The organism is Chitinilyticum aquatile DSM 21506 (assembly GCF_000430805.1).
GTDB lineage: Bacteria > Pseudomonadota > Gammaproteobacteria > Burkholderiales > Chitinibacteraceae > Chitinilyticum > Chitinilyticum aquatile.
Genome location: NZ_AUMS01000008.1, coordinates 114,678 through 130,626, shown reverse-complemented (window position 1 = coordinate 130,626; position 15,949 = coordinate 114,678). Strand labels below are relative to the sequence as shown.

Annotated in this window: 18 protein-coding genes and 1 pseudogene; 12 read left to right on the top strand and 7 right to left on the bottom strand. The window is 60.2% G+C overall.

Annotated elements, in window-relative coordinates; all coding sequences use genetic code 11:
• Nucleotides 1–150: 150 nt before the first annotated feature.
• Entirely contained in the window at nucleotides 151–1,491 is a 1,341-nt protein-coding gene (locus H559_RS19350) for a sensor histidine kinase (protein WP_051279051.1), read from the top strand.
• 25 nt (nucleotides 1,492–1,516) lie between these two features.
• Here H559_RS19350 and H559_RS0107310 read toward each other — a convergent pair whose 3' ends face one another.
• Nucleotides 1,517–1,975, bottom strand: a complete 459-nt coding sequence (locus H559_RS0107310) for an acyl-CoA thioesterase (RefSeq protein WP_028452167.1) — start codon at nucleotides 1,973–1,975, stop codon at nucleotides 1,517–1,519.
• Nucleotides 1,976–2,089: 114 nt separating this feature from the next.
• Nucleotides 2,090–4,186 (bottom strand): annotated as a pseudogene (gene recG, locus H559_RS0107305) (ATP-dependent DNA helicase RecG); the annotation flags it as partial.
• A gap of 147 nt (nucleotides 4,187–4,333) precedes the next feature.
• On the opposite strand from recG, the gene H559_RS0107300 reads away from it, so the two are divergent.
• Nucleotides 4,334–4,795 (top strand): hypothetical protein, encoded by a 462-nt coding sequence (locus H559_RS0107300; RefSeq protein ID WP_028452165.1) that lies wholly within the window; start codon nucleotides 4,334–4,336, stop codon nucleotides 4,793–4,795.
• Between the two features lie 141 nt (nucleotides 4,796–4,936).
• On the opposite strand, the gene H559_RS0107295 is transcribed toward H559_RS0107300, so the two are convergent.
• From H559_RS0107295 to H559_RS19345, 3 genes are all read right to left on the bottom strand, one after another.
• The gene (locus tag H559_RS0107295) at nucleotides 4,937–5,659 is read right to left on the bottom strand and encodes a UDP-2,3-diacylglucosamine diphosphatase (protein WP_034640147.1); all 723 of its coding nucleotides are present in this window, start codon (nucleotides 5,657–5,659) and stop codon (nucleotides 4,937–4,939) included.
• A gap of 72 nt (nucleotides 5,660–5,731) precedes the next feature.
• Complete coding sequence (locus H559_RS0107290; RefSeq protein ID WP_028452163.1) at nucleotides 5,732–6,232, bottom strand: peptidylprolyl isomerase; 501 nt, start codon at nucleotides 6,230–6,232, stop codon at nucleotides 5,732–5,734.
• A gap of 57 nt (nucleotides 6,233–6,289) precedes the next feature.
• Complete coding sequence (locus H559_RS19345) at nucleotides 6,290–6,913, bottom strand: peptidylprolyl isomerase (protein WP_081412919.1); 624 nt, start codon at nucleotides 6,911–6,913, stop codon at nucleotides 6,290–6,292.
• Between the two features lie 163 nt (nucleotides 6,914–7,076).
• Between H559_RS19345 and coq7 the strand changes: the two genes are divergently transcribed.
• The 5 genes from coq7 to H559_RS0107260 all read left to right on the top strand — a co-directional run bounded on the left by coq7 (nucleotide 7,077) and on the right by H559_RS0107260 (nucleotide 11,604).
• Nucleotides 7,077–7,721, top strand: coding sequence for a 2-polyprenyl-3-methyl-6-methoxy-1,4-benzoquinone monooxygenase (gene coq7, locus H559_RS0107280; protein WP_028452162.1), 645 nt, complete (start codon nucleotides 7,077–7,079; stop codon nucleotides 7,719–7,721).
• Between the two features lie 325 nt (nucleotides 7,722–8,046).
• Nucleotides 8,047–9,345, top strand: a complete 1,299-nt coding sequence (locus tag H559_RS0107275) for an L-lactate MFS transporter (protein WP_034640144.1) — start codon at nucleotides 8,047–8,049, stop codon at nucleotides 9,343–9,345.
• 131 nt (nucleotides 9,346–9,476) lie between these two features.
• The gene (locus tag H559_RS0107270) at nucleotides 9,477–10,304 is read left to right on the top strand and encodes a formate/nitrite transporter family protein (protein ID WP_034640141.1); all 828 of its coding nucleotides are present in this window, start codon (nucleotides 9,477–9,479) and stop codon (nucleotides 10,302–10,304) included.
• Nucleotides 10,304–10,939 carry a cytochrome b/b6 domain-containing protein gene (locus tag H559_RS0107265; protein WP_028452159.1) on the top strand — a complete coding sequence of 212 codons (636 nt, stop codon included), beginning with the start codon at nucleotides 10,304–10,306 and terminating at the stop codon, nucleotides 10,937–10,939. Before H559_RS0107270 ends, H559_RS0107265 begins: the two co-directional genes overlap by 1 nt.
• A gap of 8 nt (nucleotides 10,940–10,947) precedes the next feature.
• Nucleotides 10,948–11,604: an MCP four helix bundle domain-containing protein gene (locus H559_RS0107260; RefSeq protein WP_028452158.1), complete on the top strand. Its 657-nt coding sequence runs from the start codon at nucleotides 10,948–10,950 to the stop codon at nucleotides 11,602–11,604.
• Nucleotides 11,605–11,643: 39 nt separating this feature from the next.
• Here the strand turns inward: H559_RS0107260 and H559_RS0107255 are convergent, their stop codons facing one another.
• Nucleotides 11,644–12,063: an OsmC family protein gene (locus tag H559_RS0107255; RefSeq protein ID WP_028452157.1), complete on the bottom strand. Its 420-nt coding sequence runs from the start codon at nucleotides 12,061–12,063 to the stop codon at nucleotides 11,644–11,646.
• Between the two features lie 187 nt (nucleotides 12,064–12,250).
• On the opposite strand from H559_RS0107255, the gene rplM reads away from it, so the two are divergent.
• From rplM to erpA, 5 genes are all read left to right on the top strand, one after another.
• Nucleotides 12,251–12,679: a 50S ribosomal protein L13 gene (rplM, locus tag H559_RS0107250; protein ID WP_028452156.1), complete on the top strand. Its 429-nt coding sequence runs from the start codon at nucleotides 12,251–12,253 to the stop codon at nucleotides 12,677–12,679.
• A 26-nt stretch (nucleotides 12,680–12,705) separates the two neighbouring features.
• The gene (gene rpsI / locus H559_RS0107245) at nucleotides 12,706–13,098 is read left to right on the top strand and encodes a 30S ribosomal protein S9 (RefSeq protein WP_028452155.1); all 393 of its coding nucleotides are present in this window, start codon (nucleotides 12,706–12,708) and stop codon (nucleotides 13,096–13,098) included.
• 271 nt (nucleotides 13,099–13,369) lie between these two features.
• Complete coding sequence (locus H559_RS0107240) at nucleotides 13,370–14,089, top strand: DUF6776 family protein (RefSeq protein WP_028452154.1); 720 nt, start codon at nucleotides 13,370–13,372, stop codon at nucleotides 14,087–14,089.
• Nucleotides 14,090–14,091: 2 nt separating this feature from the next.
• A complete protein-coding gene (locus H559_RS19340; RefSeq protein WP_034640138.1) occupies nucleotides 14,092–14,502 on the top strand; it encodes a bactofilin family protein in 411 nt (136 codons plus the stop codon).
• Nucleotides 14,503–14,562: 60 nt separating this feature from the next.
• Complete coding sequence (erpA, locus tag H559_RS0107230) at nucleotides 14,563–14,913, top strand: iron-sulfur cluster insertion protein ErpA (protein ID WP_028452153.1); 351 nt, start codon at nucleotides 14,563–14,565, stop codon at nucleotides 14,911–14,913.
• Between the two features lie 107 nt (nucleotides 14,914–15,020).
• Here erpA and H559_RS21560 read toward each other — a convergent pair whose 3' ends face one another.
• Entirely contained in the window at nucleotides 15,021–15,944 is a 924-nt protein-coding gene (locus H559_RS21560; RefSeq protein ID WP_028452152.1) for a phosphotransferase, read from the bottom strand.
• Between the last annotated feature and the right edge of the window lie 5 nt (nucleotides 15,945–15,949).

Genomic DNA, 15,949 nt, shown 5'->3' with positions numbered 1-15,949 from the left:
CGCCGCACCCAATTCCATCATGTACAGGTTGGGCGACACTGGATCATTTGCGGATTGTGCTGAGTGATTCCTGCTTGCAAGATCGGGCTTGCATGCAAAAGGCAGCAACTTATAGTTCAACTCACGCGGGCAGACATTACTCAACTCGACATGACCGAAACCTCCATCACCTTTACACCCGACGAGCAGCAAAAGGTTGCCGAAGCAGCCCTCCGATCGATCTCTCTGGCAACATCACGCAAGAGTGGCGAGGCATTTTTCCAGGCGCTGGTGCAGGAGCTGGCTGCAGCAATGGCGGTTCAGTATGTCATTGCCGGCGAAGTGATCGCCAATGATGAGGGCCATGAAGCGATCCGCACGCTGGCTGTCTGGGCTGGCAGTGGTTTGCTGGCGAATATGCAGTACGATCTGGCCAATACCCCCTGTCGGAATGTCGCTGATCAGAGCATGTGCTTTCATCCGTGCAGCATCCAGCAGGAGTATCCACTGGATACGCTGTTGATGGACATGAAGGCCGAGAGCTACATCGGCATGCCGATGGTGGGTACGGAAGGACGTACGCTGGGCATCCTTGTGGCACTGGACGTCCGGCCGATGGATGAGGCCAAACGCGTCTTCGCCTTGTCGTTGCTGTCGATTTTTTCTGCGCGTGCCGCTGCCGAGCTGGAGCATCAGCACCGCGAGGCTGAACTGGAAGCCGTGCTTGAAGAGCGCACCCGGAATCTGAAAAAAGCGCATCGCCGTTTGCTGGAACAGGAAAAAATGGCTGCGCTTGGCGGCATGGTGGCCGGCATCGCCCACGAGATCAATACGCCTCTGGGCGTCGCGGTAACGGCGTCCAGCAGCATCCAGCATGAGGTCGCATGCCTTGAGAAGCTGCTGGGCGAGGAAAAGGTCTCGCGCAACGAGTTGCGCCGGATAGCCGGCGTGCTTGCAGAGGCCACGGCCATGACCGTGGAAAACTTGTTGCGAGCAGGCCAATTGGTCAGTGATTTCAAACACCTGGCCGTCGCACAGGAGCAGGAGCAGGTCGTACGTTTTTGCCTGGCCCAGCAACTGGATACGGTGATGAAGGCCTATTGCGTCTTGCTCGATGCCCAGGGCATTCGGGTGGTCAATCGCACTCCTGTGCAACTGGAAGTCCTGCTGCCTGCCGGTGTCGTGGTGCAACTCATGGCCCAGCTGGTACTCAATGCCGTAACGCATGCCTTCGAAGGCACGGCAGACCCCGTCATCACCATTGATGCAGCCCGCCGGGGGGCAGGGACTGTGTTGTATTTTGCGGATAATGGTGTGGGCGTCACCGAGACGGTTCGCCAGCAAATGTTCGAGCCGTTCTTCACCACGCGACGCGCACAAGGCAATAACGGGCTCGGCTTGAGTGTGATCTTCAATCTGGTGCAGCAACTCAAGGGCGACATCGAGGTCACCAGCCCGCCATGCTCGGGCTTGTCTTACGAAATTTACCTCCCGGACCAGGCGCTGAGCTGATACCCGTCACTCTGCATGGCCAGCCTCAGTCCCCGGCATCCAGGCGCAGTTTGCGCCGGCGCTCGGCGGCTTGCCAGCGATCACGCTCGACTGCGGTTTGCGGCTTCAGTGGCGGCACGGGCACCGGCTTGCCGTCGTCCCCCATGGCGACCATGGTGAAATAGCAGCTGTTGGTGTCGCGCACCGAGCGATCGCGAATGTTTTCTGCAATCACCTTGATGCCGATTTCCATCGACGTGCGACCGGTGTGATTCACGCTGGCGAGAAAAGTGACCAGCTCGCCGACGTGAATCGGCTGCTTGAATAGTACCTGGTCAACCGACAGCGTGACGACATAGGTGCCGGCATAGCGGCTCGCACAGGCGTACGCGACTTCATCAAGCAACTTGAGCAGCTGGCCGCCGTGCACATTGCCGGAAAAATTGGCGAGATCCGGCGTCATCAGCACGGTCATGGTCAGTTCGTGGCGGGGCAGGTCGGACATGGCGGCTCCGGAAGGCGGCGGGCAGCGCGCCCTGATGGTTTGTTTATATATACGGTACTGCTTATGGCTTTGCAGCCCTTTCTTTTCATGGGCTGCGATCACATACCCTGTTTGCTACACCCGCAGCAAAGCTTCGCGTCCCGGCAGCCAGCGGTCGAGATGCTGCTGCACGATGTCCGGCCGGGTCGCGAGCAGGGTTTCGGCAACCTCGCGCGCGGCATCCAATAGATCGGCATCGGCCTCCAGATCGGCAAAGCGCAGCATCGGCACGCCCGATTGCCGCACGCCTGCCAGCTCGCCCGGCCCGCGGATCTGCAGATCCTGGCGGGCAATCTCGAAGCCGTCGGTGTTTTCATAAATCACCTTGAGCCGCGCCTTGGCGGTGTCGCCCAGCGGCCCGCTGTAGAGCAGCACGCACAGGCTGGCGTGCGCGCCACGGCCGACGCGACCGCGCAGCTGGTGCAGCTGCGACAGGCCCATGCGCTCGGAATGCTCGATGACCATCAGGCTGGCGTTCGGCACATCGACACCGACTTCGATGACGGTGGTGGCGACCAGCACCTGGATGTTGTTGGCGAGGAAATCGGCCATGATCGCGGCCTTTTCGTCAGGCTTCATCCGCCCGTGCAAGAGGCCCACCGTGATGCCTTCCAGTTCTTCCGCGAGCTGTTCGTGCGTATCCACCGCCGTCTGCAGCTGCAGCGCTTCGGATTCCTCGATCAGCGGGCACACCCAGTAGACTTGCCGGCCTTCCGCCACCTTGGCGGCGATGCGCTCGATGACCTCATCGCGGCGGGCGTCGGAGATCAGCTTGGTGACAATCGGCGTGCGCCCCGGCGGCAGCTCGTCGATGATGCTCACGTCCAGATCGGCGTAATAGCTCATCGCCAGCGTGCGCGGAATCGGCGTCGCGCTCATCATCAGCTGGTGCGGGCTCATGTCGCCGGCCTTGTCGCGCAGCGCGAGGCGCTGGGCGACGCCGAAGCGGTGCTGCTCGTCGACCAGCGCAAGGCCGAGCTTCTGGAATTCCACCTTGCTCTGGAAAATCGCGTGCGTGCCACACACCAGTTGCGCTGAACCATCTGCCGCGGCTTCCAGCGCCTCGCGCTTGGCCTTGGCTTTCAGCGAGCCGGCCAGCCAGGCCACCTTGACGCCGAGCGGTGTGAGCCAGTGCTCCAGCTTGCGGTAGTGCTGCTCGGCGAGGATTTCGGTGGGCGCCAGCAGCGCCACCTGATAACCCGCCTCGATGGCCTGGCAGGCGGCGAGCGCGGCGACAATGGTTTTGCCGGCTCCGACGTCGCCTTGCAGCAGCCGCTGCATCGGGTGCGCCTGCGCCAGATCGGCGTTGATCTCTGCAACCACACGTGTTTGCGCGCCGGTCAGTGGAAAGGGCAGGGCGGCAAGCAGTTGCGCCGCCAGGGTGCCGGCTGGCGCCAGTACCGGCGCATTGCGCTCGCGGCGCACCGCATGCGCGATGCGCAGGCTTAGTTGCTGGGCGAGCAGTTCGTCGAACTTGATGCGTCGCCAGGCCGGGTGGATGCGCTCGGTGAGTAGTACGCGGGCAATGTCGGGTGGCGGCGCGTGCAGCAGCGCGACACTTTGTGCGAAACCGGGCAGGCCCAGTTCGTCGAGCAGCGCCGGCGGCAGGGTTTCCGGCTGTGGCGTGTGGCGCAGTGCCATGTGGATCAGTTTGGTCAGCGTGTTCTGGTTGAGCCCGCTGGTGGTCGGGTAGACCGGGGTCAGCGCGTCATTGAGCGATTTCTCTTCCCCACCGACACGGATTTTCGGGTGCACCATCTCGTCGCCGAAATAGCCCCTTCTGATCTCGCCGTACAGGCGTACCGTGTTGCCGGTCATCAGCTGCTGGGCCTGGCTGGGGTAGAAGTGGATCAATCGCACGTTCAGTGTGCCGCTGGCGTCCTTCACGCGGGCAATCAGCTGTTTTCTGGGCTTGAACTGCTTTTCCACGCTGGTGACGGTCGCCTCGACCAGCACCGGGCAGCCCAGTGGCGCCTCGGCAATCGGGTAGAGCTGCGTTTCGTCTTCGTAGCGCAAGGGCAGGTGCAGCACCAGATCGAAAGAGCGGGTGATGCCGAGCTTGGCCAGGCGCGACTGCATGGCAGGGGAAAGGGCGTTGAAGTCCATGCCGCTTAATGGTGTACGAACGTTCGATTTGGCAACTTTAACCGGTTTGCCGGATGCACGGAAGTGCCTTGCGTGGCGGGCTGGCGAGCTGTTACATCATTCACAGATTTGGCCTTTTTCTGACTCAAATCATTCGACATGCTTTCGTTGTGTGATTTATTGTGACGCTGCAATATCAAAATACTGACAATGTCATTCATGAGGAGAGTAGTGATGCGCCATTTTCTGTTGTTGCTGGTTGCGATGCTGGCCCTGGGCTGGAGCGGCTCGGCCCTTGCCGCCAAAGCGCCGATGATTTTCAACACGGGCGATGAAATGTTCGAAGTGGCCGATTTGCCGGAGTCCTTCAAGGCGGGCGTCGATGATCCGGTGAACACCAAGGTTGGCTATTTCTGTCAGCATTTCGGCATTTTCTGGGCGGATGTCTGGACCTGGGATTGCAAGATCGCACTGGTAAACCAGGAAGCCAGCACCTACTACGACTTGCCCGACGAGCTGGCCACTGAACTGGGCAGCAAATACCCGCTGAGCGACATCAAGCGTTCATTCTGGAACAGGTTCGGCATCTGGCTGATGCTGGCTGGTCTGGTCGGCCTGTATATCTATGGTCGCAGGAACAGCCGGGATGACGACGAGGATACGGAGGATGGCGAAACTGCCGAGGCCAAAGCCTGACCGTTCCTGCTTCCCCGGTGCGCAATGGTGCCGGGGGTGGTAACAGCGATTTCTGCTGTTCAGTATTTCACACGATTCATCTGGATTTGAAGGGTATTGCCCTGTAGCCATTCTTGGTAAATGGCTGCAGGGCAATACCCTTTAGTGTAGTTGGTGCTGGCTGAGCTGTCCGTCCTGCCAGCACAGGTAGCCGCCCTGGCCATCGTGCCAGTCCGGCAAGACATGGCGCAGGCCTTGCGTGTGTTCGTGCGTGGCCGGGCGATGCGTATGGCCGTGGATCAGCTGGCGGCTGCCTGCTTTTTCGAGCGCGAGGTCGATCGCTGCGGCACTTACGTCCATGATGCGGTAATCCTTGCGGCGGTTGCTCTGGCGCGAGCGTTCGCGCAGCTGCTGCGCCTTCTTCTGGCGCCAGCTTTTCGGCAGCGCATGCCAGAGGATGGCCTGCAGTAGCCGGTTGCGGATGACACGGCGAAAGCGCTGGTAGGCGACATCGTCGGTGCAGTAGGCATCGCCATGCGCGAGCAGCAGCCGCTCATTATCAAGCGTGATGATGCTCGGGTCGGGGATGATGCTCAGTCCGGCGGCAGCCGCAAAGCGGCGCGCACAGAGGAAGTCGCGGTTGCCGGGCATGAAATGCACGCGTACGCCATGAGCGGACAGCGTGCGCAACGCGGCAGCCTGCTCGGCGTAAAACGGATCGTCGAGTTGATCGTCACCCAGCCAGTAATCGAACAGATCGCCAAGAATATAGAGGCTGGCCGCTACGCGTGCCGGGCCTTCCAGAAAGGACCGGAATGCCGCAGCGGTGGCCGGGTCATTCGGGTTCAGATGCAGGTCGGCGATGAACAGGGTGGGGGCGGTCATGGCTAGCGGCGGGCTGGGCAAAGAAAAACGCGGCCTATCGGATATGACAGGCCGCGTCGTGAAGGATCGTGATCAGGCGAGCACTTCGGCCTTGTTGATCAGTACGTCCTCTTTCGGTACATCCTGGTGAAAGCCCGAGCTGCCGGTTTTCACGCTCTTGATCTGGTCGACGACATCGCGGCCTTCGACGACCGCGCCGAATACGGCGTAGCCCCAGCCTTGCGGGCTTTCGCTGCGGAAGTCGAGGAAGTCATTGTTGCTGACATTGATGAAGAACTGGGAGGAGGCTGAATGCGGGTCCGGCGTGCGCGCCATGGCGATGCTGTAGGCCACGTTCTTCAGGCCGTTCTTGGCTTCGTTCTGGATGTTGTCGCGGGTTTTCTTCTGCTTGAGGCCTGGCTCGAAACCGCCACCCTGGATCATGAAGCCGTCGATGACGCGGTGGAAGATGGTGCCGTCGTAGTGGCCATCGTTGACGTACTGCACGAAGTTGGCAACGGTGATCGGCGCCTTGGCTTCGTCGAGTTCCAGAACGATGTCACCCATCGAAGTGCTGAGCTTTACTTTGGTCATGTTTTTTCCTTGTCGTGATGCCGGCGCGCCGGCGCCGGCCCGGATTGCTTTTACAGTTTACTTGCTGGCTGCTGCCTTGCTGGCGCCTGCCTTGGCCGGAGCCTTGGTCTTGGCATCAGTTGCCGGCAGTTCGCGCGCGCTGAGGATGACGACCGGTGTCGTCGGCACATCCTGATGGTAGCCGGAGGTGCCGGTCGGTACTGCCTTGATCTTGTCGACGACAGTCTTGCCGTCGACGACCTTGCCGAAGACGGCGTAGCCCCAGCCGCGGATGCTTTCATCGGTGAAGTTCAGGAAATCGTTGTTCTTCACATTAATGAAGAACTGGGCTGATGCCGAATGCGGGTCCTGCGTGCGGGCCATGGCAATCGTGTAGGCATCGTTTTTCAGGCCGTTGTTCGCCTCGTTCTTGATCGGGGCACGGGTGGGCTTTTCCTTCATGTCGGGGGTCATGCCGCCACCCTGGATCATGAAGTCATTGATAACGCGATGGAAAATCACACCGTCATACTGCTTTTCCTTCACGTATTGCAGGAAGTTGGCCACAGTCTTCGGTGCCTTGTCCGGATAGAGTTCCAGCACAATCTTGCCCTGGCTGGTGTTGAGTTCCACTTGTGGATTGGCAGCGAAGGCTGCACAGCTGAGCAGTGTCAGTGTGAGGGAGGCAATAAAACGTTTCATGCGGGCGCCCGTGAATGAATTGAACGATGAAGTCGAGAATATAGCATGCCCGGCGTGCCCTGCAGTGGGGCGACAGGCAGTGATAGGATGATAGAATTGCGGGCACGGGAGCGGCTTTTCAATCCACCCTTCCTGCCCGTACCGATTCGAGGATGCCTGATACATGTTCAAACTGCCCGCACCGCCAAGCCTGGATACCCTGATTTGCGAATTCGATACCGTGCTGCGCACTCTGGCGGCCAGTGCACAGAGCGTGCGCCCGCATCCGGACCGGCAGGTGGATGAAGCGGAGCTCTCGGCGGCCGAAAAGCGGCATGCGGCCGGGCTGATGCGGGTGAATCATTGCGGCGAAGTCTGCGCACAGGCGCTCTACCAGGGGCAGGCGCTCACCGCGCGCGACCCGGCAGCACGTGAGGCCCTGCGCGAAGCCGCGCACGAGGAAGTCGAGCATCTGGCATGGACCGAACAGCGGATTGCCGAGCTGGGCAGCCACAAGTCGCTGCTCAATCCGCTGTGGTATGCCGGCAGCCTGGCCATCGGTGTAACGGCCGGCCTGATCGGTGACAAGTGGAATCTGGGTTTTCTGGCGGAGACCGAGCGGCAGGTCGGCGCCCATCTGCAATCGCACCTGCAGTCGTTGCCCGAGCTGGATGCGAAAAGCCGCGCCATCGTGGCGCAGATGTACAGTGATGAAATGAACCATGCCGACAAGGCGGTCGAGCTGGGTGCCGCAGAATTGCCGGCGCCGGTGAAGCTGCTGATGCAGCAGTCGTCCCGGGTGATGACATCGCTGTCCTACCGGGTCTAGGGCTGCCCGGAAAGGCCAGCTTTGCCGATGCCCGGCGGACTGCAAGCCGTTGCTGGCCAGAAGGGAGGATTGCAACAGCAGTCCGGATAGTCTTGAAAACCGCTGCTGCGTGCAGCGGTTTTTTTATTGTTCGTGCACGGCCTTTCGTGTGCCTTTCTGCTTGTTAACTTATGTAAAAGGCATTGCGAAACAGCTCCTTGTTTCCGCCGTGCGGGGGTGTTGCTTCTGTGTGCTCATTGATGCCTGTCAACTCTCACGGAGCAGGCCGGTGGCACTCTCGTTAAAAATTCATGTACGTAATTATTTACAAAACCAGGAGCGAGTGATGGTCAAGAACAGATGGTTGATCGCTGCATCGGGGGTGGGCATCCACATCTCGATCGGCTCGGTATATGCGTGGAGCGTGTTCTCCAAGCCGCTGATGGCCCAGTTTGGCTGGAGCCTGAAAGAGGTCGGATTCACCTTCGGTCTGGCCATTTTCATGCTCGGCATGTCGGCTGCAGTCATGGGGCATGTGGTTGAAAAGCGCGGCCCGCGCTTTTCGGGCACTCTCGCCGGCATTTTCTGGTCGCTGGGTCTGCTGGGGGCCGGAGCTGCCGTTGACATGGGCAATCTCTGGCTGCTGTATCTGAGCTTCGGCGTGGTCGGTGGTGTCGGTCTTGGTACCGGTTATGTGACTCCCGTGTCCACCCTGATGAAGTGGTTCCCGGATCGTCGTGGCCTGGCGACAGGGCTGGCCATCATGGGGTTCGGTTTTGCATCCTTCCTTGGCGCGCCGCTGATGGCCAAGTTGATCCAGTCGGTCGGTATTGCCAATACCTTCTATACGCTGGGCTGTATTTACGCCGTGGTCATGCTTGCTTCTGCGCGCTATCTGGAGCCGCCGCCGGCAGGCTGGAAACCGGCCGGTTTTGACGAGGCACAGGCAAGCGGCAAGAAAAAGGTGGCGATGGACCTGATGCCGATGACGGCCAACGAGGCGGTGAAAACCAAGCCCTTCTATGGCTTGTGGATCATGATGTTCATCAACATCACCTGCGGTATTGCCGTGATTTCGGTCGCATCCCCGATGGCGCAGGAAGTAACCGGCATGAGTGCGCTGGCAGCCGGTGCCGTGGTCGGCATGATCGGCCTTTTCAACGGCGGTGGCCGTCTGGGCTGGGCGGCGTTTTCCGATGTGCTGGGCCGGCCGAATACCTATATCGCGTTTTTCCTCATCGAAGTAGTGGCGTTCTTCCTGCTCCCGTCGCTCAAGGACGTTCTGGTATTCCAGGTGGTGCTGTATCTGATCATGACCTGCTACGGCGGCGGTTTCTCGACCCTGCCTGCCTACATCGGTGATCTGTTCGGTACCAAGCAGGTTTCGGCGATTCATGGCTATGTACTGACAGCTTGGGCCATGGCCGGTCTGGTTGGTTCGTCCTTCGCTTCCTTCCTGCGCGAGGCAACCGGCAGCTATGCCGCAATGACGACAGTCTTTGCCGGCATCTTCGTGGTGGCTTTGGGCGTGTCGATCGCCATGAAGCTGTTCGTGAATCGCGAGCTGGCACGCCGTCATCTGGGCTACGCCCAGGTCGAGGCGGATGGCCTGGCTCTGGCTGCGGCCGACGAAGAGGTCAAGTAGCTGTTTGATCTGGCACAATGATTGATACAAAAAGGGCGCCCGGCGCCCTTTTTGTTAATTATGCACAAAGCCGGCCAGGCTCTTGCGGCGTAGAGTATTCCGTATTCTTCCGTCATTTTTGTCTGGTTGTCATGGCTCAGATTCTTTCTCCGAATTACCTGGTCAATTACATCAACGATTCCGCCGTCAGCAAGGCGGGTCTGCAGCAGCCGCGGCTGCTGGTGATGGCATTTCTCGGTGGCGTCTATATTGCCCTCGGCGCATTGCTTGCGCTGGTGGTCGCCGGCGGCGCAACGACGCTTGCAGCGCAAAATCCCGGGCTCGACAAGCTGCTCTTCGGAGCAGTCTTTCCAGTCGGCTTTATTGCCGTGGTGCTGACCGGTGCCGATCTCTTCACGTCCAACTGTGCCACCCAGATGGTGCCGCTCTACCGCCGCCAGATCAAACTGAGTGAAGTGCTCCGTGTCTGGGGGGTGTCTTATGGCGGCAATCTGGTCGGCGCACTTTTTGCTGCCTTTTTCTTTGCTTACATGACCGGCCTGCTGGATGCACACCAGCCTTGGGCTGCCTATGCGCAGCATCTGGCCGAACACAAGGTGGACCAGCCTTTCCTGGTGGTATTCATCAAGGGCGTGCTGGCCAATATGCTGGTGTGCGTCGCGGCCTGGCAGGGGTATTCGGCAAAAGATACGCTGGGTCGCATGGTCGGCATCTGGGCGCCTGTGATGGCGTTCGTGGCGCTGGGCATGGAGCACAGTATCGCCAATCTCTTTTTCATCCCCGCGGCAATGCTGGCCGGCGCGGACATCGGCATCGGCGAGTTCGTGATCAACAACCTGATTCCTGCTACGCTTGGAAATATTGTCGGTGGCGCAGTCCTGATCGGTCTGCCCTATGCGTGGCTCTATTCCGAAACGGATGGCCGTGTGGAAAATCCGACCGACATTGACCTGCCCTGATGCGTGCCACCATGACCGCTCCTGCTCCTGCGTCGTATCATCCGCTTTCGGTTGTCAGTCACTGGCTGGTTGCAGTGCTGGCACTGGTGTGCATGCTCAGCATTCTGCTGGCTACGCAAGTGGGCAGGCTCAGCTCCTGGCATGCCACGCTGATGAATGTTCACCTGATCAGTGGCCAGTTGCTCTTTCTGGTCAATCTGCTGCGCCTGCTGGTTTTCAGCGCCTTTGGCACGCCCGAGCCGGAAGGGTGTGATGGACAACAGGTACTGGTCGCTCGCGTGCTGCACGCGTTGCTGTACGGCCTGGTGGGGTTTCTGGCCTGTACCGGCACCTTGCTGATGGCTGCTCACGCAGCCGGTTATCAGGTACTGGGCTGGACGGTTCCGCTGCTGATGACTGGCGGCGCTATGCAGCTGACATCACAGGTGCATGTCATGGCCGGGATGGCGCTGGTATTTGTCAGCCTGGCTCATATCCTGCTGGCGCTGGCCATGCAGTTGCTGGGAGGCAAGCCCGTCATGCAGAAAATGGCCGTCGAGGGCAAGCTGGCCGATTATGTGTCGGCTCCGGTTGAGTCTGACGGGTATGCTCGTCTGGATCTTGCTGATACTGGGTCCCTGGGTAATACCCGTTAGGGTGATGCGTGAATCGCGGGGTCAATCAGCGGTTTCTGGCAGTGGTCATCGGCGCGATAGTCGCCGTGGTGGCCACTGGCCTGATCGGTTTTTTCAGCTCTCAGCAGATGACCGAAGAGCTGGAATTTACCGATGAAAACATCATCCGCAGCCTTGCGATTCTCTCCAGTGTCGAGCGCGACTTCCTGTTGATCCGGGTGAACGCGCTGTACCATCTTTCCTATGCCGAGGCAAACCGGCGGGCGCCGCACGAAAACACCATCCGGCACAACATCACCCAGATTCACCAGCATCTTGATGATTACGAGAAAGAGCTGATCGTGAACCGCCAGGATGGCGAACTGTTGCAGCGAGATCGCCAGCTGCTCGCCGAGTACCTGGCTGCGCTGGAGAAGGTGCTGGCGGCATCCAATGCCGGCCAGCGCGAAGAGGCGCTGGCGGTGGTGGAAGGGGAGTGGAAACCGGCGGGCGAACGCCTGACCGCGGCGTTCGCCGACCATACCCGCTACAAGGAGCGCCTGGTCGATCAGGTTGTGCAGCAATCGATGCACAGCGGGCGCCGCAACGCCTGGATTCTGCTGCTGGTGACCGCTGTCGGCGTTCTGCTGGTGCTGGCGGTCGCCTGGCTGTTCCGGCGCAGCCTGCACGGCAGCCAGCAGCCCTAGAAGGGCCGGCGCAGCGCGCTGGACGCTGCGCACATCACTTCAGTCAGCTTCAAGCACTTCGAAGTCATGCGTGACCTCCGCCGTCTTGGCCAGCATGATTGTGGCCGAGCAGTATTTCTCGGCCGACAGCCTGATGGCGCGCTCGACCTGCTCGGGCTTCAGGCCCTTGCCCTTGACGATGAAATGAAGGTGAATGCGGGTGAAGACCTTGGGTTCGGTGTCCGCGCGATCCGCCTCGACTTCCACCACGCAGTCGCGCACGTCGGCGCGGCCTTTCTTCAGGATGTGGATGACGTCGTACGTCGAGCAGCCAGCGGCACCCATCAGCAGCATTTCCATCGGGCGCGGGCCCAGATTGCGGCCGCCACCTTCGGGCGGGCCATCCATCAGCACCGCATGGCCGGACTCGCTTTGCGCGAGGAAACTGACTTCTTCAACCCACTTCAAACGCACTTTCATGACGATTTACCTTGTGATATCGGGCAGGATGGCGCATTGTAGCGGGTTAGCGCAGCCAGCGGGATGCTGGTGCGTAAATCGGAGCAGACACATTTTGCGATCGGTGGCATTGAGGGTTTGACATCGCCTTGCTTCCTCGTTTATTATCTGCGACTTTCTCGAAATCAGAAAACGTGGAATAGCAGTCATGAAAACCTTTTCTGCCAAGCCTCATGAGGTGAAGCGCGAGTGGCTCGTTGTTGATGCCACCGACCTCGTGCTCGGCCGTGTAGCGGCTGAAGTTGCCAAGCGCCTGCGTGGCAAGCACAAGGCTGAGTACACCCCGCACGTAGATTGCGGCGACTACATCGTAGTAGTCAACGCCGACAAGCTGCGCGTGACCGGTGACAAAGCCACCAGCAAGAAGTATTACCGCCATACCGGTTTCCCGGGTGGCATTTATGAGCGTACCTTCTCCGAGATGCAAGCCAAGTTCCCGGGTCGTGCGCTGGAAATGGCCGTGAAGGGCATGCTGCCGAAAGGCCCGCTCGGCTACGCCATGATCAAGAAGCTGAAGGTTTATGCCGGTGGCGAGCATCCGCACACTGCGCAACAACCGAAAGCCCTGGCTCTGTAAGCCGGCGTTGAGGAAAGGATTGTAAAATGGTAGGTAAGTACAACTACGGTACCGGTCGTCGCAAGAGCGCAGTTGCTCGCGTGTTCCTGATCAAGGGTACTGGCAATATCGTTGTTAACGGCAAGCCGGTGGATCAGTATTTCGCTCGCGAAACTGGCCGCATGGTTGTTCGTCAACCGCTCGTTCTGACCAGCAACCTCGAAGCTTTCGACGTGATGGTTAACGTGAACGGCGGCGGCGAAACCGGCCAGGCTGGCGCTATTCGCCACGGCCTGACCCGCGCCCTGATCGACTTCGACGCTACTCTGAAGGGTACCCTGAAGGCTGCCGGCCTCGTTACCCGCGATGCTCGTGAAGTTGAACGTAAGAAAGTGGGTCTGCGCGGCGCCCGTCGTCGCAAGCAATTCTCCAAGCGCTAATCGTTCATCCGATTTCGCCGGACTGCTTGCCCACGCAAAAAGCCACCCTCCGGGGTGGCTTTTGTGTTTTTCGTGGTCAGAATCCATGCCCGCAAAGTCGCCGTCTGGCGGCTTTTTGCTTTAATATCGCAGGCGGACACTTGGTTGAAAGGAAGTCTGCATGATTAAGGCTGGGGTTGCTGGCGGAGCAGGGTACAGGAGACTACGGTTCGGCATGCCGAACATGGCGGGGCTCGATTGTGTGCCACTGCAGTTATAAGGAGAGCCGCACATGCCCCTGAAGCGCTGGCATCGCGCGCATCGCCGCCGCCTGGCGGAAGCCCCGCCCCGGATACGGACCGGCCACCCGCTGCGGGACTGGGCTCTGCGCCTGCTGGTCGCGCTTTTGCTGCTTGCCGCTGGCGGCTACGGTGGCTACCGTTATGCCCAACCGCCACTGGTGGGGCCGCAGCAAGCGGCCGTATCGTCACAGGCTTCGGCGGTGCGTGGTGCCAGCCTGGAGGCTGAGCTTGCCGCTGTTCTGGCACGCGAGGCCTTGCTGAACCAGAAGCTGCGTATTGGCGATGCCGAGCGGGCTGCTCAGGCGAACGAGCTGGCCGGTCTGCGCGGGCAACTCAGCGTGCAGCAGGAAGCGCTGGCTTTCTTCCAGTCACTGCTGCAAACCAATGACCGCAGCCGTCCCGTGAGCGTGGCCGTCTGCAGTGTCGTTCCCGAGGCTGGCAACAGGCTGCGTTACCGCCTCCTGCTGGTGCAGGGAATCAACCGTGATGCCGAATTCAAGGGCAGGCTGCTGGTCAGTATGCAATACCGCCAGGATGGCAAGCTTGCCGCGCAATCCGCGCCGGACGAGGCGATCAGCTTCCGGCACTATGGCAACCGCGAAGGCGTACTGACTCTGCCTGCCGGAGCCAGGGCACAACTGTTTGAGGCCAGGGTGGTCGGTGACAACAACAATGTGCTGGCATCCTGCCAGCAGAAACAGGGGGATTAAGGATGTTTGGCAACAAGAAGGGCAGCACCAAGATCGACAGCCTGATCGGGCAGGGCACCAGTCTTTCCGGCAATCTCAACTTTGCCGGCGGTTTGCGCGTCGACGGCCGCGTCGAAGGGGATGTGGTAGCCGCTGATCCGAAGAACGGCACGCTGGTTGTCAGCGAGAAGGCTGTGATTACCGGCAGCGTGCGCTGCAGTCACCTGATTCTGAATGGCGAGATCAATGGCCCCATCGAGGTGCTCAAGTATGTCGAGTTGCAGCCCAAGGCCAGGGTACGCGGTGACCTGAGCTATCAGACGCTGGAAATGCACGCTGGAGCCATTATCGAAGGCAGGCTGATCCATCTGGCCAATGGCCAGCGCGTCGAAGTCGACCCGGCGTCGATCGAACCGGTCAAGGACGCCAATTGACCTGCCGGCGCAGAGCGCGGATAATCCTACTTTATTAGTCAACTATTCTCGGAGCCTCGCATGAGCACCGCTGCTGATACCCCGATGCCGTTCATTTTTACCGATAATGCGGCAGCCAAAGTGAATGAGCTGATTCTGGAAGAGGGCAACCCTGACCTGAAGCTGCGTGTTTTTGTAACGGGTGGCGGCTGCTCCGGTTTCCAGTACGGCTTCACTTTTGACGAGATCACCAACGAAGACGACACCGCCGTACAGAAAAACGGCGTGACGCTGCTGATCGACCCGATGAGCTACCAGTATCTGGTCGGCGCCGAAATCGATTACGTCGAAAGCCTGGAAGGTTCGCAATTCACGATCAAGAATCCGAATGCGCAATCGACCTGTGGCTGCGGTTCGTCCTTCTCGGTCTGAGGCGGAACATCCCAATAAAAAACCTCGCTGCGGCGAGGTTTTTTATTGGGTATCTGTCTGTAGCCATTTATAGGAAATGGCTACGACTTGATACATGGCTGTGTATATCAGGCCGGTACCGGGCGGGCCAGCAGCTGCTTCGCGCGCGCGATCTTGCGGTTCAGCTCTTCCTGGTTGTAGCGGCCGCCAGCTTCCAGATGGCGCACACCTTCCCAGACGCCGAAGAAGGCCAGTCTGCTGTGCACGCCGGCATCCAGCGGGAATTTGGCCAGATAGGTTTCCAGCAGGCGGAAATCCGGACGCACTTCCTTCAGGTGGCGCAGGTCGAGCTCGCGATGGCTGAAGCGCACCCAGCCCGGGTCGAGCACGCCGCACAGGCGCTGGCTTTCCGGATCGACAAGGAAGTTGGCCGCGTGGCATTCGTCATGGATCAGGCTGGGCGTGCCGGCGCTCGACGGCGGCAGGGCATCAAAATGGCGGGCCAGGTCGAGCAGGGCATCCCGCTGGCTCAGATACAGCAGCTGTGCCGCCGCTGGCGTATGCAGCCAGTCGCACAGGCTGGCAAGTTCGCTGCGGTAGCTCTCGGTGAAGGTGTCGAATGGGGCTCCGGCACGCGTCTGGAAGACGCCGTCGCCGGCGAGCGCATGCCAGCCCAGCAGCAGATCGGTGCATTCATCGGCAAAGCGGTCGATCATGATCGGCGAATCCAGCACATGACTGGCCGGTTCGCCGGCGATGACGGTCATCAGGAGCGCTTCGCCCGGCTCGCCCGCGGCATGGATGGCGATCACTTCCGGCAGCGCGATGCGGCTGTGCGACTGCAGCAACGCGAGGCTGGCGGCTTCGCGGGCGGCCTGGCCGGGCTGGCGGTAGCATTTGGCGATCAGCTCGCGCCCATTGCCTTCTACCCGGAAAATGTCGGCCAGACTGCCCGAAGACTTCTCCACATGCGCAATCGCGCCGCCAAGTTGCTTGCGGATCAGGGCGGGCAGGCCGGCGGGAAGAAGTCCTTCAATTCTCTGGGCTGACATGTGGG